The sequence below is a fragment of the Methylobacterium cerastii genome, from assembly GCF_022179125.1.
Classification (GTDB): Bacteria; Pseudomonadota; Alphaproteobacteria; order Rhizobiales; family Beijerinckiaceae; genus Methylobacterium; species Methylobacterium cerastii.
The window spans coordinates 21724-43571 of the sequence record NZ_BPQG01000082.1 but is presented as its reverse complement, the minus strand read 5'-3'; the positions used below and the strand labels follow the sequence as shown (position 1 = coordinate 43571).

Here is a 21848-nt window from a genome sequence, read left to right as displayed (position 1 = left end):
CTTTGCCGACCTCGTCGTCGGCGAAGCGAGGCGGCAGCCGAGGGTGAGGGGGCTGCCACGGAGGAACCACATCCGTTCGCACCCCCTCACCCTCGCTTCGGCGTTGCCTTCGCTTCCCGCACGGACGACGAGGTCCGTGCGGGCCTCTCCCCGCCCGCGGGGAGAGGGGAACCCGCGCGTCGTCCGACGCCATGACGAAACGTGCGAATACGGTGGCCCGTTCGCGATAGGGCGCGCGCTTGTCCGGATCGAAGGAGCAGACGATGAGCAAGGGCCTGCGGAAGGGTCTCACCAGCTACGGCGATGCCGGGTTCTCGCTGTTCCTGCGCAAGGCCTTCATCAAGGCGGCGGGCTATTCCGACGACGCCCTCGACCGGCCGATCGTCGGCATCACCGACACGGCCAGCGACTTCAACCCGTGCCACGGCAACGTGCCGGCGCTGATCGAGGCGGCCAAGCGCGGGGTGATGCTGGCCGGCGCGATGCCGATGGTGTTCCCCACCATCTCGATTCACGAGAGCTTCGCGCACCCGACCTCGATGTTCCTGCGCAACCTGATGGCGATGGAGACCGAGGAGATGATCCGCGCCCAGCCGATGGACGCGGTGATCGTGATCGGCGGCTGCGACAAGACCCTGCCGGCCCAGATCATGGCGGCGGCGAGCGCCGACCTGCCGACGGTGGTGATCCCCACCGGGCCGATGGTCGTCGGCCACCACAAGGGCGAGGTGCTCGGCGCCTGCACCGATTGCCGCCGGCTCTGGAGCGCGCACCGCGCCGGCCAGCTCGACGCGGCCGAGATCGCTGCCGTCGAGGGCCGGCTCGCGCCGTCCGTCGGCACCTGCATGGTGATGGGCACGGCCAGCACCATGGCCTGCATCACCGAGACCCTGGGCCTGTCGCTGCCGATGTCGGCGACGATCCCCGCGCCCCATGCCGAGCGCATCCGCCTCGCCGAGGCCAGCGGCCGGCGCGCCGCCGAGATGGCGGTCTCGGGCGGTCCGCGCCCGAGCGCGCTGCTGACGCCGGACGCGTTCCGCAACGCGCAGGTGGTGCTCCAGGCGATCGGCGGCTCGACCAACGGGCTGATCCACCTCACCGCCATCGCCAACCGCACGCCGCACCGCATCGACCTCGACGCCTTCGACCGGCTCGGCCGCGCGGTGCCGGTGCTCGTCGACCTGAAGCCGTCCGGCGAGCACTACATGGAGCATTTCCACCATGCCGGCGGCGTCCCGAAGCTGATGGCGCAGCTCGGCGACCTGATCGACCTCGACGCCGGGACGGTGGCCGGCGGGACGCTCCGCGACGTGGTCGCGGCGGCCGAGGACGTGCCGGGCCAGGACGTGATCCGGCCGCGCGACAACCCGATCAAGCCGCTGGGCGCGATGGCGGTGCTGCGCGGAAACCTCGCGCCGCGGGGCGCCGTGATCAAGCACAGCGCCGCGAGCCCGGCGCTGCTCCAGCACGAGGGCCGGGCGGTGGTGTTCGCCTCGATCCCCGACATGACCGCACGGATCGACGACCCCGACCTCGACGTCGGCCCTGACGACGTGCTCGTGCTGCAGAACGCCGGCCCCAAGGGGGCGCCCGGCATGCCGGAGGCCGGCTACCTGCCGATCCCGAAGAAGATCCTGGCGACCGGGGTGAAGGACATGGTCCGGATCTCCGACGCGCGGATGAGCGGCACCGCCTTCGGCACGATCGTGCTGCACGTCACGCCGGAATCGGCCGACGGCGGCCCGCTCGGCCTCGTGCGCACCGGCGACCGCATCCGCCTCGACACGGCGGGCCGGCGGATCGACCTCCTGGTCGAGCCGGCCGAGCTGGAGCGCCGCCGGTCGGAGGCCGGGCCGGCCGAGCGCCCGGCCTGGGCCGCCCGCGGATACAGCCGCCTGCTCTACGAGACGGTCGAGCAGGCCGACGAGGGCTGCGACTTCGGTTTTATGCGCGCGACGCCCGAGGCCGGCTGACCGCTCCCAACCTTAGCCCTCCGCGCCCGGCAGGACGATTTCCGCGCGCAGGCCCCCCTGCGGCAAGGTCGCGAGCCGGATCTCGCCGCCATGCGCGCGGATCGCCGAGCGCGCGATGGCCAGCCCGAGCCCGGTGCCGCCGGTCTCGTCGTTGCGCGAGTCGTCGAGGCGGGCGAAGGGCTCGAACATCGCCTCGACCCGGTCCGCGGGGATGCCCGGCCCGTCATCCTCGACCCGGATGCGCACGTCCGCCCCGTCGCGGTCGAGGGCGATGCGGGCGCGCGCCCCATAGCGAACCGCGTTCTCGACGAGGTTGTCCAGCGCCCGCCGCAGGGCGTCGGGCCTCCCTGCGAAGGGCAGGGTTTCGGGCGCCGACAGGGTGACGTCGCGGCCGAGCGCCACGTGGTCCGAGACCAGGGTGCGGGCAAGCTCAGTGAGGTCGAGGGGGCCGCTCGCCTGCGAGGCGGCGTCGTCCCGGGCAAACGACAGGGTCGCCTCCACCATCCGCTTCATGTCGCCCAGCGTGCGCACCATGCCGGCGCGCAACGCCTCGTCCTCCACCATCTCGGCGCGCAGCCACAGCGAGGCGATGGGCGTACGCAGGTCGTGGCTCACGGCGGCCAGCATCCGCGTGCGGTCGTCGACGTAGGCCCGGAGCCGCGCCTGCATCCGGTTGAAGGCGATCGTCATCGTCTTCAGCTCCGCCGGCCCCGGCTCCGGCAGGGGCGCGACCAGGGTGCCGCGCCCGGCCTCCTCGGCGGCCTGCGCCAGGGCGGTCACCGGCCCGACCACCCCGCGCAGCCCGAGGCCGACGGCGACGAGCACGGCGACGACGCTGGCGACGATCTGGAACAGGCCGATCCGCATCCAGGGCGGCGTCGGCAGCGCGACCGGCGCCTCGCCGTTGAGCCAGCGCCCGTCGGCGAGGTGCACCGAGACCTGGAGCGCCTCCGGTTTGGCCCGGCGCTCCTCGGCGCCGGGAGCGTCCGCGACGTCGCGCTCGACCGAGTCGTGTTTGACCGCGTCGTGTTTGACCGAGTCGTGTTTGACCAAGTCGCGCTTCACCAAGAGGAGCCGCGCCTCGCTCGCATCCGCCTGGAGCCTGCGGTCGAGGCCGTGCGCCAGCCGCGCCTCGTCGGCGTCCATCGCCCCGTCGGGGACGAGGCTGGCCTGGCCGATCGAGAAGTGATGGCGCGGCGAGTTGAAGGCCGCGATGGTGCCCGGCACCGCGTCCGCCGGCACCGTGTCGAGCAGTCGCACGAGGATGGCGATGCGGTCGATCACCTGGGTGCGTCCCGCGGCCCGCCCGACGCGGGTCGCCTCGCTCGCGAACATCGCGAAGGCGGCGGCCTGCGCCGCCACCACCGCCAGCACGAGCAGCAGCGCCAGCCGCCAGACCAGCGAGCGCGGCACCAGGCGGATCACCGGACCTCCCGCACGTCGGCGGCGAAGACGTAGCCGCCGCCCCACACCGTCTTCAACAGCTCGGGATGGGCCGGGTCGCGCTCGAGCTTGCGCCGCAGCCGGCTGACCTGGTTGTCGATGCTGCGATCGAAGGCCTGGGCCGTGCGCCCGCTCGTCAGGTCGAGGAGCTGGTCGCGCGACAGCACCACCCGCGGGCGCCGCACCAGCGCTGCGAGCAGGCGGAACTCGGCGGTGCTGAGCACCACCGCCTCGCCGCCCTCGCCGACGAGTTCGCGCCGGTCGCCGTCGAGGACCCAGCGGTCGAAGGCGAGACGCCGGGCGCCGGGCTCCGCGCGCTCCCGCGGCAGGGCGGCGGCGCGGCGCAGCAGGTTCTTCACCCGCGCCAGCAGCTCCCGCGGGTCGAAGGGCTTCGTCACGTAGTCGTCCGCGCCGATCTCCAGACCGACGATCCGGTCGGTCTGCTCGGCCATCGCAGTCAGCAGGATCACCGGCGTGTCGTGCACCTCGCGGATGTGGCGGCAGAGCGAGAGCCCGTCCTCGCCGGGCATCATCACGTCGAGGACGACGAGGTCGATGGCGCTGGTGTTGAGGATCGTGCGCGCCGCCGCGGCGTCGGCCGCCACGCTCACCCGCAGGTCGTGGCGGCGCAGGTAGGCGGCCAAGGGATCGCGGATGTCGCGGTGGTCGTCCACGACCAGCAGGTGGGCAGCGTCCATGTCGTCGAGCCTTTCGCCGCCGATCCTAGCGGCGGCCCGCGCGCGGGCGCGGGAAACAACGTCGCAAGATGTATCCGGCGCTCCGGCCTGCGACAGCTCGACACGAAAGTCCGTCGGCCCGGGATCGTTGCGCGACAGGCCGAGGCCAAGGTTCGTTCCAACCCGATTTGCCAGGCCGATTCGCCGAGCAGATTCGCCAAGCCGCCGGTGCGGTGCGCCGCGGGGGGATCGAAGGATCGAAGCGATGACCACGGACGCCGTCCTGGCGCTCAACCGGTTCGGAGTCGGCGCGCGGCCGGGGGAGGTCGCCCGCATCGCCGCCGACCCCCGCGGATGGCTTCGCGCGCAGCTGTCGCAGCCCGCCGCGGCCCTGATCGACGACCCTGCGCTCCCGTCCTCCGATGCGGCGGCGAGGCAGCTCGCGCAGGCCCGCCGGGCGAAGCGCGATCCGGCGGCCGAGCCTGCGGCGCAGCCGGTCGATCCCGGGCAGCCGGTCGATAAGGCGAAGGCAGCCGATCCGGGGCAGGTCCGGCGAACGATCGGGCGATCCGAGGTCGCGGCGCGGCTCGCGCACGGCGTGGCGACGGAGGCCGGCTTCGTCGAGCGGCTGGCGCTGTTCTTCGCCAACCACTTCGCGGTATCGGCAGACAAGGGGCCGGTCCGCGTGCTCGCCGGCGCCTTCGAGCGTGAGGCGATCCGCCCGCACGTGCTCGGGCGCTTCGCCGACATGCTTGGGGCCGTGCAGCGCCACCCGGCGATGCTGGTCTACCTCGACAACCAGCGCTCCGTCGGCCCGGGCTCGGTGGCCGGCGCGCGCCGCGGCCTCGGCCTCAACGAGAACCTCGCCCGCGAGACCCTGGAATTGCACACGCTGGGCGTCGACGGCGGCTACGGCCAGGCCGACGTCACGGCGCTGGCCGCGGTCCTCACCGGGCGCGGCTGGGTGCCGCCGCTGGCCGACCGGCCGGATGCCGGGCGCTTCCTGTTCAGTCCCAACCGGCACGAGCCGGGCCCGGCGACGATCCTCGGCCGGACCTACGAACCGGGCGGGCTGGAGCAGGGCGACGCGGTGCTGGACGCGCTCGCGCGCCACCCGGCGACCGCCCACCACCTCGCCCGCAAGCTCGCGACCCACTTCATCGCCGACGACCCGCCGGACGGCGCGGTGGCGCACCTCGCCACCGCCTACCGCGAGGGCGACGGCGACCTCGCCGTGGTGGCCGCCGCCCTCGTCGCGACGCCGGAGGCGTGGGACCCGGCCCCGCGCAAGTTCAAGACGCCCTACGAGTTCGTGCTGAGCGCGGCCCGCCTCGTGCCCGGCATCGGCGCGGGCGACGGCCGCACCCTGCGCGCGCTCGCCGCCTTCGGGCAGCGCACCTTCGCGCCGCCGAGCCCGCGCGGCTGGCCGGACGCCGCCGCCGAATGGCTCGCGCCGCACGCCTTCAAGGCCCGGATCGACTGGGCCGCCGAGGCCTGCGAGCGGGCGCCGCCCGCGGACAACCCGGTCGCGCTCGCCGAGGACGCGTTCGGGCCGCTGCTCTCCGCGGCCACCCGGCGCGAGATCGCCCGGGCCGAAACCGGGGCGCAGGGCCTCGCCCTCCTCCTGATGAGCCCGGAATTCCAGCGGAGATAGGTCGATGCGCCTCCACCTTCCGACCCGCCGCGGCCTGCTCGCCGCCGGCTCGACCCTCGCGGTTTCCGCCCTGATGCCGCGGATCGCTTCGGCCGCCACCCGCGATCCGCGCTTCGTCTTCGTGATCCTGCGCGGCGCCCTCGACGGGCTCGCCTTCCTGCCCGCCCTCGGCGACCCGGCCTATGCGAGCTTGCGCGGCGCGCTCGCGCTGCCGGCTTCCGGCGACGGCGCGGCGCTGCCGCTCGGCGGCCTGTTCGGGCTCAACCCGAACCTGCCGTTCCTGAAGGGGCTGTTCGACGCCCGCGAGGCCTTGATGCTGCATGCGGTGGCGACGCCCTATCGCGAGCGCTCGCATTTCGACGGGCAGGACGTTTTGGAGAACGGCACTCCCAGCCCGAACGGCAGCGCGACCGGCTGGCTCAACCGCGCGGCCGGCCTGCTCCCGGCCGCCGGACCGGCCCGCGGACGCGACCTCTTCGCCTGCGGCGCGACGGTGCCCCTGGTGATGCGCGGGCCCGCCCCGGTGATGAGCTGGTCGCCCGGAGACCTGCGCACGCCCCTCGACGACACCGTGATGCGGCTGGAGCGCCTCTACGGCGAGCGCGACCCGCGCCTGCTGGCGGCGCTGACGGAGAGCAACCGCCTCGACGCGATGCTTCCCAAAGGACCAGCCGAAGGCGGTCCGGGCCGGTCCTACGCCACCCTGGCGGCGGCGGCGGGCCGGGTGCTCGCCCGGCCCGAGGGCCCGCGGATCGCGACCCTGGCGCTCGACGGCTGGGACACCCATGCGGCGGAGGGGCCGGCCTCCGGCCGCCTCGCCCACCTCCTCAAGGCCCTCGACGACGCGCTGGCCGCGCTGAAGGCGGAGCTCGGCCCCGCCTGGGGCGAGACCGTGGTCGCGGTCGCCACCGAGTTCGGCCGCACCGCCCACCCCAACGGCACGGACGGGACCGACCACGGCACGGCGGCGGCGGCCTTCCTCGCCGGCGGGGCGGTGGCCGGCGGGCGGGTCGTCGCCGACTGGCCGGGGCTTGCGCCCGCCTCCCTCCTCGACGGGCGGGACCTCCGCCCGACCCTCGACCTGCGCGCCGTGCTGAAGGGCGTCCTGCGCGACCATCTCGGCCTGCCGGACCGGGCGCTTTCCGACACCGTCTTCCCGGGCAGCGGAGGCGTCGGGCCGACGCGCGACCTCCTCGCCTGACCATCGTTTCCGGGCCTGCCAGTCCGGAATCCCGGTGCGGCCTCCCAGCGCGCCTCCCCTCACCCGAAAGGACGATCCGATGTTGAGACGATCGATGTTGAGCAGATCCCTGGGCGCCGCCATCCTCGCCAGCGCCTTCGCCGCGACCCTGTCGGGGCCGGCCTCGGCGCTTCCCCTCGTCGGCCTCGATGCGCCGGAGGCGAACATCGTCCAGGTCTACGGTGGCTGCGGCCCGTTCGGCCATCGCGGCCCCTACGGCGGCTGCCGCACCGGCGGGCAGGCGGGCGGCTACGTCCGCGGGCGCTCCTGCCCGCGGGGCTTCCACATCGGCCCCGCCGGCCGCCGCTGCCGGCCGAACCGCTTCTGAGCGATCGATCCCGCGCCGCCCCTCGCCGGGCGGCGTGGTCCCCGAGCCCACGGAGCAGCAAGCTTACCCGGCGAGGCCTGCCAAATGCAGGAGGATGCCGGCCGCGGAGCAGGCCGCCAGCGTCGGGATCACGCCGGCCTTGAACCGGAACACCGCCACGAGCGCCCCCAGCGCGAGGAGCAGCGCCCACGGGTCCAGGCTGGCGAGCACCGGCAGGTCGAGGCGGATCGGCCCGAAGGCGACCGGTTCGAGGCGGGCGAACAGCGTGTGCAGGGCGAACCAGACCGCGAGGTTCAGGATCACCCCGACCACCGCCGCCGTGATCGCCGAGAGCGCGCCGGCCAGCGCCCGGTCGCCGCGCAGGCGCTCGACGTAGGGCGCGCCGACGAAGATCCAGAGGAAGCACGGCGCGAAGGTCACCCAGGTGGTGAGCAGGCCCCCCAGCGTCCCGGCGAGCAGCGGCGGCAGGCCGCCCGGATTGCGGAACGCGGCGAGGAAGCCGACGAACTGCGTCACCATGATCAGCGGCCCCGGCGTGGTCTCGGCCATGCCGAGCCCGTCGAGCATCTCGCCGGGCCGCAGCCAGCCGAAATGCCCGACCGCCTGCTGGGCGACGTAGGCGAGCACCGCGTAGGCGCCGCCGAATGTCACCATCGCCATCTTCGAGAAGAATAGCGCGATCTGCCCGAACACCTCGCCGGAACCGACCAGGCCGACGATCGCGGCGACCGGCAGCAGCCAGAGCGCGCCCCAGATCGCCGCCGTCAGGAGCGTGCGCGCGGGGGCCTCGCGCTCCTGCGGCAACGCCGCGTCGCCGAGGAGATACGGCCCGGCCTTCGCGGTGCCTGTCGCGCCGTGGCCGCCGCCGACCCGGAACTGCGGCAGGCCGGCGCGGCCGCCGAGATAGCCGAAAAAGCCCGCCGCCAGCACGACCGCCGGGAACGGCAGGTCGAACAGGAACAGCGCGACGAACGAAGCCGCCGCCAGCGCCACCATCGGCGCGCTCTTTAGGGCGCGCCGGCCGATGCGCAGCACCGCCTCGGCGACGACGGCCAGCACCGCCGCCTTGAGCCCGAAGAACAGGCCGGCGACCACGCCGACGTTGCCCGACAGCGCGTAGATCCAGCTCAGCGCCATGATCGCGACGAGGCCCGGCAGCACGAACAGGCCCCCCGCGACGAGCCCGCCGCGGGTGCCGTGCATCAGCCAGCCGACATAGGTCGCGAGCTGCTGCGCCTCCGGCCCCGGCAGCAGCGTGCAGAAGTTCAGCGCGTGCAGGAAGCGACCTTCGGAGATCCAGCGCCGCTCCTCGACGAGGATGCGGTGCATCACCGCGATCTGCCCGGCCGGCCCGCCGAAGGACAGGGCGGCGATGCGGCCCCAGACGGGGACCGCCTCGGCCAGGCTCGGCATCCGCAACCCGGGCGTCGCGGTGTCTGGCATCGGGATGTCGGCGCCGTCCCCCATGTCGGGTTTCGCCTTCCGTGCGCCCGCCGCGGCCGGGCTGTCCGAGGTTTTAGGCGGCCACGCGGGAGGCCAGCACCTTGTCGATGCGGCGCCCGTCCATGTCGACCACCTCGAAGCGCCAGCCGCCGGCCTCGAACGCGTCGCCCGCCGCGGGGATGCGACCGAGCTCGTAGATCACGTAGCCGGCCAGCGTCGTGAAGTCGTCGGAATCCGGCGTCTCGGCCAGTTCCAGCCGCTCGAACGCCTGGCGGGCCGGGATCATCCCGTCGATCAGCAGCGAGCCGTCGGCGCGCTCGACCACGTCGGGCTCCTCGCCGGGTTCCGGGATGTCGCCGGCGATCGCCTCCAGCAGGTCGGTCTGGGTGACGATGCCCTCCAGGGTGCCGTACTCGTCGACGACCACCGCCATCCGCATCGGCTGGCTCTGGAAGGTTTCGAGCACCGCCAGGATCGTCATGCTCTCGTGCACGACGATCGGCGCCTGCGTCGCGGCCGTCAGGTCGATCGCGTCGCCGTCGAGGACTTGGTCGAGCAGGTCCTGCTTGCGCACCACGCCGACGAGTTCGTCGACCTGGCCCCGGCTGACCACGACCTGGGCGTGGCCGCAGGCGCGCACGGCCTTGAGGATCGCCGCGTGGTCGGCGTCGGCGTCGACCCACTCGACCTCGTGGCGCGGGGTCATGATGTCGCTGACCCTGCGCTCGCCGATGGCGAAGATCCGCTCGACCGCCTCCTGCTGGACCTCGCGGATCAGGCCGGCCTCCTGGCTCGCCTGGATCAGCAGGTTGAGTTCGGCGGTCGAGTGCAGCGAGCCCTCGCCATGGCCCGGCTGGAGGCCGAACAGGCGCAGCACGCCGTTGCCGAGCCCGTTGAGGAACAGGATCGCCGGCCGGAACACGAACAGGAAGATGCCGAGGGGGCGGACTACCGCGAGCGCGGTGCGCTCGCTGCGCTGGAGCGCGAGGCTCTTGGGCGCCAGCTCGCCGAGCACGATGTGCAGCGACGTGATCAGGGCGAAGGCGATCGCCACCGCGATGGAATGGGCGGCGACCGGCCCGAGCGACAGCGGCAGCCCGTCCACCGCCGGCGCGATCAGGTGGGCGAGCGCCGGCTCGCCGACCCAGCCCAGCGCCAGCGACGACAGGGTGATGCCGAGCTGCGTCGCGGCCAGATGCGCGTCGAGGCGGTCGGTCGCCCGCTGCAGCGCCGTCGCGTTCGCGCGCCGTTCGGCGACGAGTTCGGCGACGCGGCTCCGGCGCACCGAGACCAGGGCGAATTCGGCCGCCACGAAGAAGCCGTTGGCCAGCACCAGGACGAGGACCGCGAGCAGCCCCAGCGCGGTCGCCCATGCATCGTCGGAAATCGCCGTCTCCCGTCGTGTCGAACGCCCCGCCATAGCAGCCGGCGGCGCGCCGGGCCACGCCGAAGGTCTCGGACGGCGGCGCATCGTCGAACGCAAAATCAGAAACGATGGGTTTCCATCGTTTCCGTTTCAAATCGCCGGGATGATCCTCAAATCAGGCCGATCGCGAGCGCCGGGCGGCGCTCTCAAAGGAGACACGTCATGTCCGAGATCGGCCTCCACCACGTCACCGCCTTTTCCGGCCCGGCAGCGCGCAACCGCGATTTCTACACCCGGGTGCTCGGGCTGCGGCTCGTCAAGACCACCGTCAACTTCGACGACCCGGGCACCTACCACCTCTATTACGGCGACGAGACCGGTCGCCCCGGCACGCTGCTGACCTTCTTCCCGATCGCGCATGCGACGCCGGGCCGGCTCGGCGTCGGCGAGACGCAGGAGATCGCGCTGCGGGTGCCGCGGGCCGCGATCGGCTGGTGGATCCACCGCTTCGTCGCGACGTCCGTCGATCACGACGCGCCGGCGAGCGTCTTCGGCGAGCCGACCCTGCGCTTCCGCGATCCCGACGGGATGCGGCTGGCCCTGGTCGGCGTCGACGGGGCGGAGTCGGAGCCGGCCTGGGGCGGCGGCGCGGTGCCGGCCGAGCACGCGGTGCGCGGCCTGCACGGGGTCACGCTGCGCCTCGCCGAGACCGGCCCGACCGCGGCGATCCTCGCCGACGGCCTCGGCTTCCGCGAGACCGCGCGCGAGGGCGCGTCGATCCGCTTCGCCGGGGACGCGGCGGCCGGCGGCTTCGTGACCCTCGAGGCGGCCGGCGCGGTCGCCCGGGGGCGGCAGGGCGCCGGGTCGGTGCACCACATCGCCTTCCGGGCCGCCGACGACGCGGCCCAGGCGGCGATGGTGGCGCGGCTCTCCGCCGACCACGGCCTCGCGGTCACCGAGCAGCGCGACCGCCAGTACTTCCGCTCGGTCTACTTCCGCGAGCCCGGCGGCGTGCTGTTCGAGATCGCGACCGATGCGCCGGGCTTTGCCGTCGACGAGCCGCTCGCCACCCTCGGCGGCGCCTTGAAGCTGCCGGCCGGCCTCGAACCGCACCGGGCGCGGATCGCGGCCGCCTTGCCCGACCTCGCCTTGCCCGACCTCGCCTTGCCCGACCTCGCCTGACCCGTCTTCCCGCCCCGCGCCTACGGGGCGGGATCGCCCTGCCCGCTTCCTGGAAGTCCGTCATGACCACCACCGATCTCGGCTTCGTCCACCGTTTCGAGCCGGGCGACGCGTCCGTTCGCCCCCTGCTCCTCCTGCACGGCACCGGCGGCGACGAAGCCGACCTGCTGCCGCTCGGCCGGCGGGTGTCGCCGGGCGCCGCCCTGTTGTCGCCGCGCGGTCCGGTCCTGGAGAACGGCATGCCGCGCTTCTTCCGCCGCCTGTCCGAGGGCGTGTTCGACGCCGACGACGTGCGCCGCCGCGCGGCCGACCTCGCCGGGTTCGTGGCGGCGGCGCGGGCGCGTTACGGCCTTCCGGCGCCGCTGGCGCTCGGCTTCTCGAACGGCGCCAACATCGCCGCCGCGATGCTGCTGCTGCACCCCGAAACGCTGGCGGGCGCCGTGCTGCTGCGGCCGATGGTGCCGCTGTCGGACGCCGCGCCGGCGGACCTCGCCGGCCGGCCCGTGCTGATGCTGTCGGGCGCGGCCGATCCGATCGTGCCGGCCGAGAACGCGGCGCGGCTCGCCGCCCTCCTCACGGCGGCCGGAGCCCGCGTCGAGCACGCCACGCTTCCGGCCGGGCACGGCCTGTCGCAGGCCGACCTCGCCGGCGTCGAAGCCTGGATGGCGCGCGAAGCGCCGCCGGCTTGAGAGCCGCCGCCGGCTTGAGGGCTGCCGCCGGCTTGAGGGCCGCCCCCGATCCGCGGCCATCCCCCGCAGGCGCTCCCTCGCGGCGTGCAAGCGTATAGGAAGGCACGCCGCGCCCTGCCGACGCCCGGCAGGACGCGCACGGACGCGGGAGCTTTCCATGGATGCCGACCTCGCCGAAACCCTGCGCCGGGCCGCCGCCGCCGGGCGTCGGCACGCCCAGACCTTCGTCGTCCAGACTTTCGTCGACCAGGTCGGCGCCGACGCCCTCCCCTGGTCGGTGGTCGCCGCCTTCGACGCCGAGATCCGCGGCTCGGTCGAGCGCGACCGGCGGATCGAGGACGAGCGCGACCGCGTGCTGATCGCCGCGGTGAAGCTCGCCGACGGCAGGCCGGAGGACGGGACGGAGGCGATCGAGACGGCGCGCGCGCACCTGATCGCGGCGATCGACTACCTGGAACAGGCGGTGCTGCGGTTCGGCGTCGTCAGCCGGGCCGGGGCGAAGCACGGCTTCGGCCCCGCCGGCCGTCCGATCGTCGCGCGGAGCTGAGCACCCCACGGCCGGATGCGTCGCCTGCGTTCGAGCCGTGGTCCTGGCGAAATCGCCGTCGCCGCGTGCGACGACTGCGAGCCCGCCCGGTTGACGTTGGCGGGCTTCCTCGTGCCCTTCGTAAGGATCGTTCCGGCCGCCGCGACGGTTTGCGCCTGCGCAACCGTCGTCCATCTCGACAACCGATGCCGCGCCGGCCGACCGGTGGCGGCTGGAGACTTCCGTGCCGCACAGACAGCCGCTTCGCCTCTGGATCGTCCGCCATGGCGAGAGCGCCGGCAACGTCGCCCGCGATGCGGCCCAGGCCGCCGGCGCGACGCGGATCGACATCGCCGAGCGCGACGTCGACGTGCCGTTGAGCGAACGCGGCCACCGGCAGGCCGAAGCCCTCGGGCGCTGGTTCGCCGCGATGCCCGCCGACGCGCGGCCGAACCTCGTCCTGGCCTCGCCCTACCGCCGCGCGGTCCAGACGGCCGAGGCGATCCGCGCATCGGGGGCGCTCGCCGCCGGCGCGCCGCCGCTGCTGGTCGACGAGCGCCTGCGCGAGAAGGAGTTCGGCATCCTCGATCGCCTCACCCGCGCCGGCATCGAGCAGTTGCACCCCGAGCAGGCGGAACTCCGCACCGACCTCGGCAAGTTCTACCACCGGCCCCCGGGCGGCGAGAGCTGGTGCGACGTCATCCTGCGCCTGCGCAGCGCGCTCGACACGATGGCGCTGCATTACGAGGGCCAGCGCATCCTCCTGGTCGCCCACCAGGTGGTGGTCCTGTGCCTGCGCTACCTGCTGGAGAATAGGACCGAGGCTGAGATCCTGGCCATCGACGCGCAGGGCGACGTCGCCAATTGCGGCGTCACCGAATACGCCCCCGCGGCGGTCGCCGCGCCCGGCCCCGCCCTCGACCTGATCCGCTACAACTTCGTCGCACCCCTTGAGGCACAGGGTGCTCCCGTTACTTCCGAACCCGACGCCAACGAAGCACAGGCCAAGAGCTGACAGCGTTGCACCATCGTCGGAAACCGACCGGAGGACAGCCATGGGCGCCGTGACACCGCTGACCGAGCACGTGCTCCGCGGCATGGCCCCCCCTAAGCCGGAGGGCGACAGCAAGGACGGCCGCGGCTGCGTCCTCATCGTGGCAGGCTGCACGGGCCTGCCCGGTGCCGTGCTGCTGAGCGCCGACGCGGCGATGCGCGTCGGCGCGGGCAAGCTCCAGATCGGCGTGTGCCGCGACCTCGCGATCCCGATCGGCATCGCCGTGCCGGAAGCCCTGGTGGTCGGCTTGGCGCAGACCGAGGGCGGCGGCATCGGCCGCGACTGCGCCGACGACCTCGTCGAGCGGGCCGGCGCCGTCGACGCGATCCTCACCGGTCCGGGCATGAGCGAGGACGCGGACACCGAAGCCGTGGTGTCCGCCCTCGTGCGCGGGGGCAAGGAGGCGGCGTTCGTCCTCGACGCCGGGGCGCTCGTTGCGCTCCGCGCCGACCCGGACCTGACCCGAAGCCTGTCCAGGCCGGCGATCATCACCCCGCATGCGGGCGAGATGGCCAAGCTCCTCGACCTGGATCGCGAGGCCGTCGAGGCCGACCCGCTGGCGGCGGCGCGCCGCGCCACCGAGCGCTTCGGCACGGTGACGGTGATGAAGGGCGGCCGGACGCAGGTCGTCTCCCCCGACGGCCGCGCCTGGTGCTACGAGATGGGGCATGTCGGCCTGGCGATCTCGGGCTCGGGCGACACGCTCGCGGGCCTGATCGTCGGGCTGCTCGCCCGCGGGGCCGAGCCCGAGGCGGCGGCTCTGTGGAGCGTCTACGCCCACGGCGAAGCCGGTCGCCGGCTCGCCCGCCGCTACGGCGGGATCGGCTTCCTGGCGCGCGAGATCCCGGCGGAGGTGCCCTGCATCCTCGCCGAGGTGATGACCTGAGGCCGAGTCCGGTCTCCAACGTTTGCGAAGCGAGGACCCCATGGCGCAGCCGCCGGACGACAACCTGGACCACTACGCGCTCGGCTTCTACGCGCCGGGCAAGACCCTGCGCCGCGAGGACTGCCCCTATGCCGAAGGCATGGAGGCGCACGACCTCTGGCTCGCGGGCTACGACGCGGCCCTGCGCGGCGATACGCTCGAGGATCGTCCCGCGCCGCAGGCCTGAGCCCGGGCGACGGCGTTTGGCCGTCGGAACCGCCCGCGGCGCATGGACTACCCCGCGGCGCATGGACTACCAGGGCACGGTCTGCCCGGCGTGGTCGAGGAAGACGCAGCCGCGCTGCCCGAGGTGCCGTTCGAGCACCGTGACGATGCCGCGCGCGCTGGTCTCGACGTCGAGGGTCGCGCGCCGGCCGCCGAGATCCGTGCGCACCCAGCCCGGATGCATCAGCACGACGCCCCAGGCCGCCTTGGCGTGCTGCCCGGCGAAGGAGCGGGCCAGGGTGTTGAGCGCCGCCTTGCTCGCGCGGTAGCTGCTCCAGCCGCCGCCGCGGTTCAGCGAGACCGAGCCGAGCTTCGAAGTCATCAGGACGACGAGCCCGTCGGGGGCCACGCGCGCGTGGAACGCCTCGGCGAAGCGGATCGGGCTGAGGGCGTTCGTCTGGAAAACCGCCGTCGCCACCGCGCGCGGCATCGCGGCGGCCGGCGTGCCGGCCTGGGTGGCGACGCCCGCGACCACGAAGACGAGGTCGAAGGCCGGCGCGTCCGCGAGCGTCCTGCGCAGGGCGGTCACCGCCGCGTCGTCGTCGATGTCGACGCCCGCCTCGATCCGCAGCCGGCCGTCGGTCGCGAGGCCGGACAGGGCGGCGGAAGGGCGGCGCACGGTGGCCGTCACGTCCCATCCGCGATCGAGGAACCGGGCGACGAGGCCGAGCCCGAGGCCGCGGGAGGCGCCGACGACCAGCGCCCTGCGGGCGGTCAAGGCGCACATCCCCGGCTGGGCATTACGACGACCGGCCTGCGCGGCAAGGCCGATGAAGCGCCGCCTGCGACGGCTCTCGTGACGGCATCGATGAGGGGAGGCATCGCTTCAGGATAGGTCCCGGAGCCGGCCTGTCGAGGAAACGGTTTGTCGCGTGGCAACGCCCGGAGCGGATGGGGCCGAGCCGCGTTGACCCTGTGACACCGCCGGACAGGACCCCCTCGATGCATGCGAAGCGACTGGCGGAGACCGAGGCGGCACTCGCCCGCACCGACCGCCTCTGGCGGGCGGAGGTGAGCCGGCTCTACGGCCCGGAGGGCGTCCTCCGGTTCGGCTACGGGCCGGAGGGGCGCGGCGTGGACGGCTCGTCCGTCCGGCGCGCCTACGAGGCCCGTCGCGACGCGGTCGCCTCCTGGCGCCACGAGCGGCGGTCGGCGCACGCGGTCCGGTAGCCCGACCGTGTCGACCGCGACGGCCTCCATCCTCGGCCTGTGGTCCGCCTACTGGGCGGCGATGTTCGCGCAGGTCGCCCACCTGCGGACGCTCGACGACGGCGTCGGCGCAACCACCTGCGGCTGGGTCTCGCGAAGCCTCCTGGCCATCGGAACCGCGTTCTTCCTGCTGGCGAAGGGCGGGTAGGCGAAGGCACGCGCGGGGTCGGCTCTGGATCGACGCCTGCCCCTCCGGCCGCCTGCGAATTGCTCAGCCGGCCAGGTCGGTGAGGTAGCGCCGGTGGACCCAGCCGGACCGGCACGGTCCCGCGTAGGCGGTCCGGCGTGGCCAGGGCGTCGCGACGCCGCAATCCTGCCCCTCCGGGGCCGCGTACACGACGCCGAGCCACGGCCCACGGGTCTCGCAGACCGACAGGCGCTGGCCCGTATGGATGCGATCGACCTCGCGGTAGGGGCGGCCGCCGGGGCCGCTGCGCACCGAGAGGAAGTCGTCGCCCTTCGGGTCGAGGCCGGTGACGGCGGCCAACCGCGGGCAGGCGTCGAGCTCAGGCCCGTCCGCGCCAGCCTGGACCGGCACGTCGAGGGAAGCGGTTTGCGCGTGGGCGGCCGCGATCGACAGGCCGAGCGCCGCGGCGAGGACGAGCGGCTTGCGCCAGGTCATGAACCACTCCGTTGCGGACGGGGCGACGCCGCGCCGGGCGAGCTATGTCGGCGGCGGATCACCGGTCAAGCACCGGCGGCGCGGCAGAGCGCGTGCGCCGAAACCGGGCGAGGCCGTGCCGGACGGCCGCCACCAAGCCGAACGCGGTGAGCCAGGCGAGGAGCCAGATTTCGTACAGGTCGGCGTCCATCGCGGATTCTCCGTCGAGGCCGAGCCAGGCGGCCAGGCCGTGCGGGACCGGAACGCCGGACCCGAGCGCGAGGCGCATCGCCGGGATCGACAGCAGGGAGGTGACGAGTATGTGCGCCGCCGCCCGGTAGAGCGGCCGGGCCGCGCCCGCGACGGTTCCCGCGAGCCCCGCGAGCAACGCCGCGCCGAGCCAGAGCGCCACAGGCCGCCGGGCCGCATCGGCCTCGGCCCCGCCGGGCAGGAGCGGAAACAGGAGGAACAGCGGCGCCAGGCCGAGCGCGAACAGCAGCGCGAGGGGCGGCACGTGCAGCAACCGGGCGACGCGACGGCGAACCGATTCGTCGGCGTCGGCGCCGTTCTCAGCCGCCCGCATCGCGCGCCGCGTCGAGGATCTTCAGGATCGCAGGGCTCCGGCCATGGCGACGGCGCAGGCGCGCCTCGTCCGCGTCGAGGGCGTCGCAGCCCAGGTCCTTGACCGCGGCGGCGATCTCCCGCCCCCGGGCCGCGTCGTAGGCGTCTTCGCCGGTCCAGTGCCGGCAGCCGGTCAGGCGCGTCAGGTAGCGCTCCACGTCGGCGGGGCGTCGGCCGGGCTCCGCCGCCAGCGGCGACACCGGAAGCAGCGCGGCCAACAGCGCGAGCCGCATCGTCCGTCCGGTCATTCCGTCACCTCCGCCCTCACCCCCGCCCCCGCCCCGTCGCCATACCAGAGGTTTGGCGTCGGGCGCAGCCGCCCCCGCCGGCCCGAGCCCCGTCGCCTCTCCCATTCGCCGTGCGGAAGCTGCTAGGCAGGCGAAAGCGGCGCCGGACGCCGCCCGACGCCGCGGCCTCGACGCCGCAACCTGGACGAGCATTCGCTCGCCGCTTCACCCGCCCGCGCCGACGAACGGTCGGCGCATTCCGATGGAGACGCCACGCATGCTCTCACGCCGAAACGCGCTCGCCACCGCCGCGCTGCTGCTCTGCGCATCCGCCGTCCGGGCCGAGCCGACGGTCGGGCTGGCCGAGCGCCGGGCGATCGCCGCCTATCGCGAGGGCCGCTATCCGGCGCAGCAGAAGGCGATCCAGGACGCGGCCGGCTTTCCGGTGCCGGTCGAGGTGGCGTGGGACCAGCTCACCATCCCCGGCGACGACAAGTACTATTCCGACCCGGCCTACTTCGAGACGACGATCTTCGAGCCGCTGGCGGCGGGGCTGAAGCAGGTCGGCCGCGATCCGATGGGCCGCGACGCTCTCAAGGCGAAGCTCAAGGGCATCCGGGTCCGCTACGACGAGAAGACCGCACCGGCCTCGAACTACCCGAACGGCCTGAGGTTCGATGCCGGGGTGCTCGACGTCAACTGGCGGCCCTTCGCCAACGTGGCCGACTACAAGGACCGGGTGGAGGCCGTGGTGAAGGTGCTGGAGCAGGGATTGTGATCCGGGCGGCCCGGCCGCGCCGGGCCGTGTCCGGTGCCCTCGCGGCGGTGGCCTGGTGCGGAGCGGCGATGGCCGAGCCTGCGCCGCGCTCTGGGCGTTATGACAGCCTCACCCTGGTGGTGAAGGGCGACCGTGTCGCCGGCGCCTTCGCCGAGGGCCGCGGCGGGGTCGAGGGCATGCCTTCGTTCAGCTGCATCTTCCTCCTGCACGGGACGCTGTCGGGCGCCCATGGCACCGTCGAGACCTGGTACCCGGGCGAGGCGCGGCGCATCTCCGGCACCCTCGCCTTCGACGCCGCCGGGGCGGCGCTGACCTTGGCCGAGGATCACGGCGGTTGCCCGATGACCACGGGCAGCATGGTCGGCAGCCCCTACGCCCTCGCGGCCGAGGCGGCCGATCCGGGTGAGGACGTCGCGCGCTGGCAGGGGGTGGCCCTGGTCACCGCCGAGCGCGCCGCGTTGCTTGCCGAGCCCGGACCCGCACCGAAGCGCAGCCCGTACCTCGTCGCGACCGACGTCGTCGCGGTCGAACCGTGAGACTTTCCATGAGGCCCGGCTCCGTCGAGCGACCGGCCGACATGTCGGCGGCCTCGTTCGCCGGCGACAGCGGAGACCGGATGATGGTGCGAACATCGACGCGTGGCGAAGGCCGGTTTGCGATCTCTCGGAAGGCGACCACGTGGGTCGCCCTGCTCGGTTTCGCCGTTCTCGATCTCGCCGTCCTGCCGACGCTCCGGCTCGATGCCGCCGCCCGCGAGCCGTCGGGCTCCGCCGCGCTCCGTCGCGACGTCGAGGGCTACGCCTTCGCCGCCTGCCTGACGGCGCAGGATTCCGCGTACCTGAAGGAGCAGGGCCACGGATGGGGCGCGGTCGTGCTGGAGCGCGGCCACGGCGGCGTCGAGCCGCTCATGTCCCTCGATGCGGCCGTCAAAGCCGCGGCGGCGCGGACGCCGATGGCGCTCATGCACAAGGACGGGCCCGTCTCGGAACCGCTCGTGCCCCTGCCGATCCTGTTCTGCGCGGACCTGCTGCAGACCCCGTCCGTGCGGGCGGCGAAGCTTCGCGCGATGCGGCGGCTTCGACCGGATTACCATCGCTGACGCGACGCGCCTGCGTCGGCTTTTATGCAGACACGTCGCTGCGCGCCGCATGGGGCGATCTGTCCGAGGTCTTCGCGCTCCCGTGATGCAGTCGTTCTGCGGTTTGATCGGTTGCGCAGAAGAACGTCCGGGTTTTCGTCCAATCGAAGACCCGGCACCTCATCCATCGAGCACCGATGTAGGACGCCCATGTGGTACCTCTACGGCATCGCCCTGCTGGCCGGCGTCGCCAACGCGATCGAGCCCGGCCAGAACGCCACCTTGGCCAAGGTCACGGGCCAGCCGATGCTGGCGGGACTCTTCTGCTTCGGTCTCGCCATGCTGTGCCTGATCGGGGCGATGGTCGTCACCGGCCGGCTCGACCGGCCGAGCGCAGAGAAGGTCGCCAGCGTTTCCTGGTGGGCCTGGCCGGGCGGAATCCTCGGGGCCGCGGTGGTCCTGGCGCAGCTCTACGTCGCGCAATCGGTCGGCGCCGCGCCGTTCCTGGGCTGCGTTATCACCGCGGGCGTGGTCGGGTCGATCGCCCTCGACCATTACGGCCTGGTCGGCTTCGATCGCCGTCGCGCCAGCCCGTGGCGCATCGCCGGCGGTGTCCTGATGGTCGGCGGCGTCGCCCTGGTGGCGGTGTTCTGACGATCGACGTCTTCCCAGCCTGATCAAGGATTCCGCATGGTCTTCCTCTATGGATTCGCGCTCCTGGCCGGTCTCGCCAGCGCGATCGAGCCCGGTCAGAACGCCGGCCTCGCCAAAGCGTTCGCGCAGCCGCTCCTGGCGGGCGTGGTCAGCCTCGTCATCAGCATCGCGACGCTCGCCGTGATCATGCTCGTGATGGGGCGCTATGGCTGGCCGGGGATGGAGCGCCTCGCGCAGGTTCCCTGGTGGGCCTGGCTGGGCGGCGTGCTGAGCGCGATCCTCGCGGTGGCGCAGCTCTACGTATCCAAGAAGATCGGCGCCGCCAGCTTCCTCGGGCTGATCGTGACGGCGGGCGTCGTCACCTCGGTCCTGCTCGACCATTTCGGCCTCGTCGGCTTCAAGGTGCACGAGGCGAGCGTCTGGCGTCTCCTCGGAGGCGTCCTGATGATCGGCGGCGTCGGCCTGGTCGCGCGGTTCTGATCGACGCCTGCGGAGGCGGTTTATCCGGCTGCCCTGCCTCGTCCGTCAGACCAGAACCAGGATCGCCCCGAGGATCAGCAGCACCGCGAGGCCGGCGAGCAGGACGACCCGTCCGACCGGCTCGTCCGCGTCCGCCTCGCCTTTCGCGTCCGCGGCAGGCGGCGGCGTGACGCTCACCGCCGGCTCGCCCTCGCCGCCCGCGATCGCGCGCGGCACCCCGGGCTCCGGCATCGCAAGCGTCAGCCTCGGCGTGACGGCGGTTTCGGCGCGCGGGCCGAACGCATCCGGCTCCACGCTCACCCCCGCCTCTTCCAGCTCCAGCATCACCAGGACGAGGGCGTCCACGTCGAGGCTGTCGACGGGAATTGCGGCCTCGAACTCGCTCGCCGTGAGTTCCCCGCGCGTCCGCCCGAGGGCGATCAGCCGGTCCAGCGTCGCGCGGTCGATCGTGCCTGCCATCCGTGACCTCCTGCCGTCTCCGCTCTCTCATGTGGCGCGAGGCCGACGGCATGACAGCCTGCTCGAAGGTCCGCGGGGCGAGGGGCTGGCAGCCGAAGCAGGCGAGGTTTAGGAACGGCCCCGTCGAGGCTTGGCCGACGGGGTGCCGGACGTCGGCGTTCCGAACCCGTCCAGTACGGTCCGGCCGACGGACCGAGGGCGTGTGCCGGATCACCGCAATCGAAGAGAGCGCGAACTGATGCCCTACCCGGTCGCCATCGTCTTCACGCTCGCGTTGCTCTTCGTCGGGCTCGCGGCGATCGGATGGTGGCAGGATCCGGCGGCACCCGCGCTCAGCGATTGGTTCGTGGCCAAGGCGACCGAAGGCGGGCTGTGGTCGGGCCTCCTGCTATTCCTGGTCGCGGCCGCCTTCTTCGCCTGGCGCGACGGCAGGACGAGACCGTGACGGCGGACAAGATCGCCCAGGTTCAACGCCTTTCCTCGGCGCTCGCCGCCCGGGTTCGCTACGCCCAGATGGTGCGTGGGCCGATCCTGCCGGCACAGGTCGACGCGCTGCTCGCCGCCGCGATGCTACTCCAGGAGCACGGGGTGCCCTGGCCCTCCCTGGTGGAGCAGGTGCTGCACGATCTGGCGCAGGACCTGGAGCACCCGGAGCCTTCCGCCGCCGCCGAGCCGTGACGAAGCCTCGGCGTGCCCGAGCGAGCGCGATCGATCGCGGCCTCGGAACAAGTCGGGCCGGAACGACCTGAGTGGGGGGCACGCGCCGGAACGGCTGGCGCACCCCACGCTCACGGAGCCCCGCACGCCATGGTCATGATCATCATCTGTTTCCTGGCCCCCTGGCTGGCGATGTTCCTGCGCGGGAAGGTGATCCAGGGCATCCTCTGCATCCTGCTCCACATCACCGTCATCGGCTGGATCCCCGCCACGATCTGGGCCCTGATGGTGACGCGCAAGGAAGCCTGAGGCGGTCGGGGTTCGCGACAGCAGGCCAGCGGCGGCGGAGCCCGCTCCCT

Annotated in this window: 29 protein-coding genes; 20 read left to right on the top strand and 9 right to left on the bottom strand. The window is 73.6% G+C overall.

Annotation, left to right across the window (positions count from 1 at the left end):
- The first annotated feature begins 263 nt into the window (after positions 1-263).
- Complete coding sequence (locus MFF13_RS22790) at positions 264-1973, top strand: IlvD/Edd family dehydratase (RefSeq protein WP_147829068.1); 1710 nt, start codon at positions 264-266, stop codon at positions 1971-1973.
- A gap of 12 nt (positions 1974-1985) precedes the next feature.
- Here the strand turns inward: MFF13_RS22790 and MFF13_RS22785 are convergent, their stop codons facing one another.
- Complete coding sequence (locus tag MFF13_RS22785; protein WP_238272990.1) at positions 1986-3398, bottom strand: ATP-binding protein; 1413 nt, start codon at positions 3396-3398, stop codon at positions 1986-1988.
- Positions 3395-4114 (bottom strand): response regulator, encoded by a 720-nt coding sequence (locus tag MFF13_RS22780; RefSeq protein WP_147829072.1) that lies wholly within the window; start codon positions 4112-4114, stop codon positions 3395-3397. Before MFF13_RS22780 ends, MFF13_RS22785 begins: the two co-directional genes overlap by 4 nt.
- A gap of 244 nt (positions 4115-4358) precedes the next feature.
- Here MFF13_RS22780 and MFF13_RS22775 point away from each other — a divergent pair, with 244 nt between their 5' ends.
- The 3 genes from MFF13_RS22775 (at position 4359) to MFF13_RS22765 (ending at position 7315) form a co-directional block, all read left to right on the top strand.
- The gene (locus MFF13_RS22775) at positions 4359-5747 is read left to right on the top strand and encodes a DUF1800 domain-containing protein (RefSeq protein WP_147829074.1); all 1389 of its coding nucleotides are present in this window, start codon (positions 4359-4361) and stop codon (positions 5745-5747) included.
- Positions 5748-5751: 4 nt separating this feature from the next.
- On the top strand, positions 5752-6948 hold the full coding sequence (locus MFF13_RS22770; RefSeq protein ID WP_147829076.1) for a DUF1501 domain-containing protein: 1197 nt from the start codon (positions 5752-5754) through the stop codon (positions 6946-6948).
- Between the two features lie 94 nt (positions 6949-7042).
- Complete coding sequence (locus MFF13_RS22765; protein WP_147753882.1) at positions 7043-7315, top strand: GCG_CRPN prefix-to-repeats domain-containing protein; 273 nt, start codon at positions 7043-7045, stop codon at positions 7313-7315.
- Positions 7316-7378: 63 nt separating this feature from the next.
- On the opposite strand, the gene chrA is transcribed toward MFF13_RS22765, so the two are convergent.
- Both chrA and MFF13_RS22755 read right to left on the bottom strand, forming a co-directional pair.
- Positions 7379-8782 (bottom strand): chromate efflux transporter, encoded by a 1404-nt coding sequence (chrA, locus tag MFF13_RS22760; RefSeq protein ID WP_147829080.1) that lies wholly within the window; start codon positions 8780-8782, stop codon positions 7379-7381.
- 49 nt (positions 8783-8831) lie between these two features.
- Positions 8832-10178: a hemolysin family protein gene (locus MFF13_RS22755; protein WP_147829082.1), complete on the bottom strand. Its 1347-nt coding sequence runs from the start codon at positions 10176-10178 to the stop codon at positions 8832-8834.
- Positions 10179-10346: 168 nt separating this feature from the next.
- On the opposite strand from MFF13_RS22755, the gene MFF13_RS22750 reads away from it, so the two are divergent.
- From MFF13_RS22750 to MFF13_RS22725, 6 genes are all read left to right on the top strand, one after another.
- Complete coding sequence (locus tag MFF13_RS22750) at positions 10347-11306, top strand: VOC family protein (RefSeq protein WP_147829083.1); 960 nt, start codon at positions 10347-10349, stop codon at positions 11304-11306.
- Between the two features lie 62 nt (positions 11307-11368).
- Positions 11369-11995: an alpha/beta hydrolase gene (locus tag MFF13_RS22745; RefSeq protein WP_238272989.1), complete on the top strand. Its 627-nt coding sequence runs from the start codon at positions 11369-11371 to the stop codon at positions 11993-11995.
- Between the two features lie 157 nt (positions 11996-12152).
- Complete coding sequence (locus MFF13_RS22740) at positions 12153-12542, top strand: hypothetical protein (RefSeq protein ID WP_147829087.1); 390 nt, start codon at positions 12153-12155, stop codon at positions 12540-12542.
- A 223-nt stretch (positions 12543-12765) separates the two neighbouring features.
- On the top strand, positions 12766-13536 hold the full coding sequence (locus tag MFF13_RS22735; RefSeq protein WP_147753888.1) for a histidine phosphatase family protein: 771 nt from the start codon (positions 12766-12768) through the stop codon (positions 13534-13536).
- A 40-nt stretch (positions 13537-13576) separates the two neighbouring features.
- Positions 13577-14461 (top strand): NAD(P)H-hydrate dehydratase, encoded by an 885-nt coding sequence (locus MFF13_RS22730; protein ID WP_147753889.1) that lies wholly within the window; start codon positions 13577-13579, stop codon positions 14459-14461.
- Positions 14462-14501: 40 nt separating this feature from the next.
- Positions 14502-14687: a ribosome modulation factor gene (locus MFF13_RS22725; RefSeq protein ID WP_147753890.1), complete on the top strand. Its 186-nt coding sequence runs from the start codon at positions 14502-14504 to the stop codon at positions 14685-14687.
- Between the two features lie 66 nt (positions 14688-14753).
- On the opposite strand, the gene MFF13_RS22720 is transcribed toward MFF13_RS22725, so the two are convergent.
- Positions 14754-15452: an SDR family NAD(P)-dependent oxidoreductase gene (locus MFF13_RS22720; protein ID WP_147753891.1), complete on the bottom strand. Its 699-nt coding sequence runs from the start codon at positions 15450-15452 to the stop codon at positions 14754-14756.
- A gap of 215 nt (positions 15453-15667) precedes the next feature.
- Here MFF13_RS22720 and MFF13_RS22715 point away from each other — a divergent pair, with 215 nt between their 5' ends.
- Both MFF13_RS22715 and MFF13_RS22710 read left to right on the top strand, forming a co-directional pair.
- Complete coding sequence (locus tag MFF13_RS22715) at positions 15668-15895, top strand: hypothetical protein (RefSeq protein ID WP_147753892.1); 228 nt, start codon at positions 15668-15670, stop codon at positions 15893-15895.
- 7 nt (positions 15896-15902) lie between these two features.
- A complete protein-coding gene (locus MFF13_RS22710; RefSeq protein ID WP_147753893.1) occupies positions 15903-16082 on the top strand; it encodes a hypothetical protein in 180 nt (59 codons plus the stop codon).
- A gap of 63 nt (positions 16083-16145) precedes the next feature.
- Here MFF13_RS22710 and MFF13_RS22705 read toward each other — a convergent pair whose 3' ends face one another.
- The 3 genes from MFF13_RS22705 to MFF13_RS22695 are packed head-to-tail and all read right to left on the bottom strand — an operon-like array spanning position 16146 to position 17404.
- Complete coding sequence (locus MFF13_RS22705; RefSeq protein WP_147829089.1) at positions 16146-16556, bottom strand: SH3 domain-containing protein; 411 nt, start codon at positions 16554-16556, stop codon at positions 16146-16148.
- A 58-nt stretch (positions 16557-16614) separates the two neighbouring features.
- The gene (locus MFF13_RS22700; protein WP_147829091.1) at positions 16615-17118 is read right to left on the bottom strand and encodes a hypothetical protein; all 504 of its coding nucleotides are present in this window, start codon (positions 17116-17118) and stop codon (positions 16615-16617) included.
- Entirely contained in the window at positions 17105-17404 is a 300-nt protein-coding gene (locus MFF13_RS22695; protein WP_147829093.1) for a hypothetical protein, read from the bottom strand. Before MFF13_RS22695 ends, MFF13_RS22700 begins: the two co-directional genes overlap by 14 nt.
- Before the next feature lie 256 nt (positions 17405-17660).
- On the opposite strand from MFF13_RS22695, the gene MFF13_RS22690 reads away from it, so the two are divergent.
- The 5 genes from MFF13_RS22690 (at position 17661) to MFF13_RS22670 (ending at position 20373) form a co-directional block, all read left to right on the top strand.
- Positions 17661-18161, top strand: coding sequence for a hypothetical protein (locus MFF13_RS22690; protein WP_147815566.1), 501 nt, complete (start codon positions 17661-17663; stop codon positions 18159-18161).
- Between the two features lie 68 nt (positions 18162-18229).
- Positions 18230-18697 (top strand): hypothetical protein, encoded by a 468-nt coding sequence (locus MFF13_RS22685; protein ID WP_147831418.1) that lies wholly within the window; start codon positions 18230-18232, stop codon positions 18695-18697.
- Between the two features lie 8 nt (positions 18698-18705).
- Positions 18706-19260, top strand: coding sequence for a hypothetical protein (locus MFF13_RS22680; RefSeq protein ID WP_238272988.1), 555 nt, complete (start codon positions 18706-18708; stop codon positions 19258-19260).
- Positions 19261-19449: 189 nt separating this feature from the next.
- On the top strand, positions 19450-19893 hold the full coding sequence (locus MFF13_RS22675; RefSeq protein WP_147831414.1) for a DMT family transporter: 444 nt from the start codon (positions 19450-19452) through the stop codon (positions 19891-19893).
- A 36-nt stretch (positions 19894-19929) separates the two neighbouring features.
- Positions 19930-20373: a DMT family transporter gene (locus tag MFF13_RS22670; RefSeq protein ID WP_147752484.1), complete on the top strand. Its 444-nt coding sequence runs from the start codon at positions 19930-19932 to the stop codon at positions 20371-20373.
- Positions 20374-20418: 45 nt separating this feature from the next.
- Here MFF13_RS22670 and MFF13_RS22665 read toward each other — a convergent pair whose 3' ends face one another.
- Complete coding sequence (locus tag MFF13_RS22665) at positions 20419-20832, bottom strand: RNA polymerase sigma factor region1.1 domain-containing protein (RefSeq protein WP_147831412.1); 414 nt, start codon at positions 20830-20832, stop codon at positions 20419-20421.
- A gap of 202 nt (positions 20833-21034) precedes the next feature.
- On the opposite strand from MFF13_RS22665, the gene MFF13_RS22660 reads away from it, so the two are divergent.
- The 3 genes from MFF13_RS22660 (at position 21035) to MFF13_RS22650 (ending at position 21798) form a co-directional block, all read left to right on the top strand.
- Positions 21035-21277 carry a hypothetical protein gene (locus tag MFF13_RS22660; RefSeq protein WP_187273750.1) on the top strand — a complete coding sequence of 81 codons (243 nt, stop codon included), beginning with the start codon at positions 21035-21037 and terminating at the stop codon, positions 21275-21277.
- Positions 21274-21510 carry a hypothetical protein gene (locus MFF13_RS22655; protein WP_238272987.1) on the top strand — a complete coding sequence of 79 codons (237 nt, stop codon included), beginning with the start codon at positions 21274-21276 and terminating at the stop codon, positions 21508-21510. The genes MFF13_RS22660 and MFF13_RS22655 overlap by 4 nt, the downstream gene beginning before the upstream one ends.
- Positions 21511-21639: 129 nt before the next feature.
- A complete protein-coding gene (locus tag MFF13_RS22650; RefSeq protein WP_147752481.1) occupies positions 21640-21798 on the top strand; it encodes a YqaE/Pmp3 family membrane protein in 159 nt (52 codons plus the stop codon).
- The last annotated feature ends 50 nt before the right edge of the window (positions 21799-21848 follow it).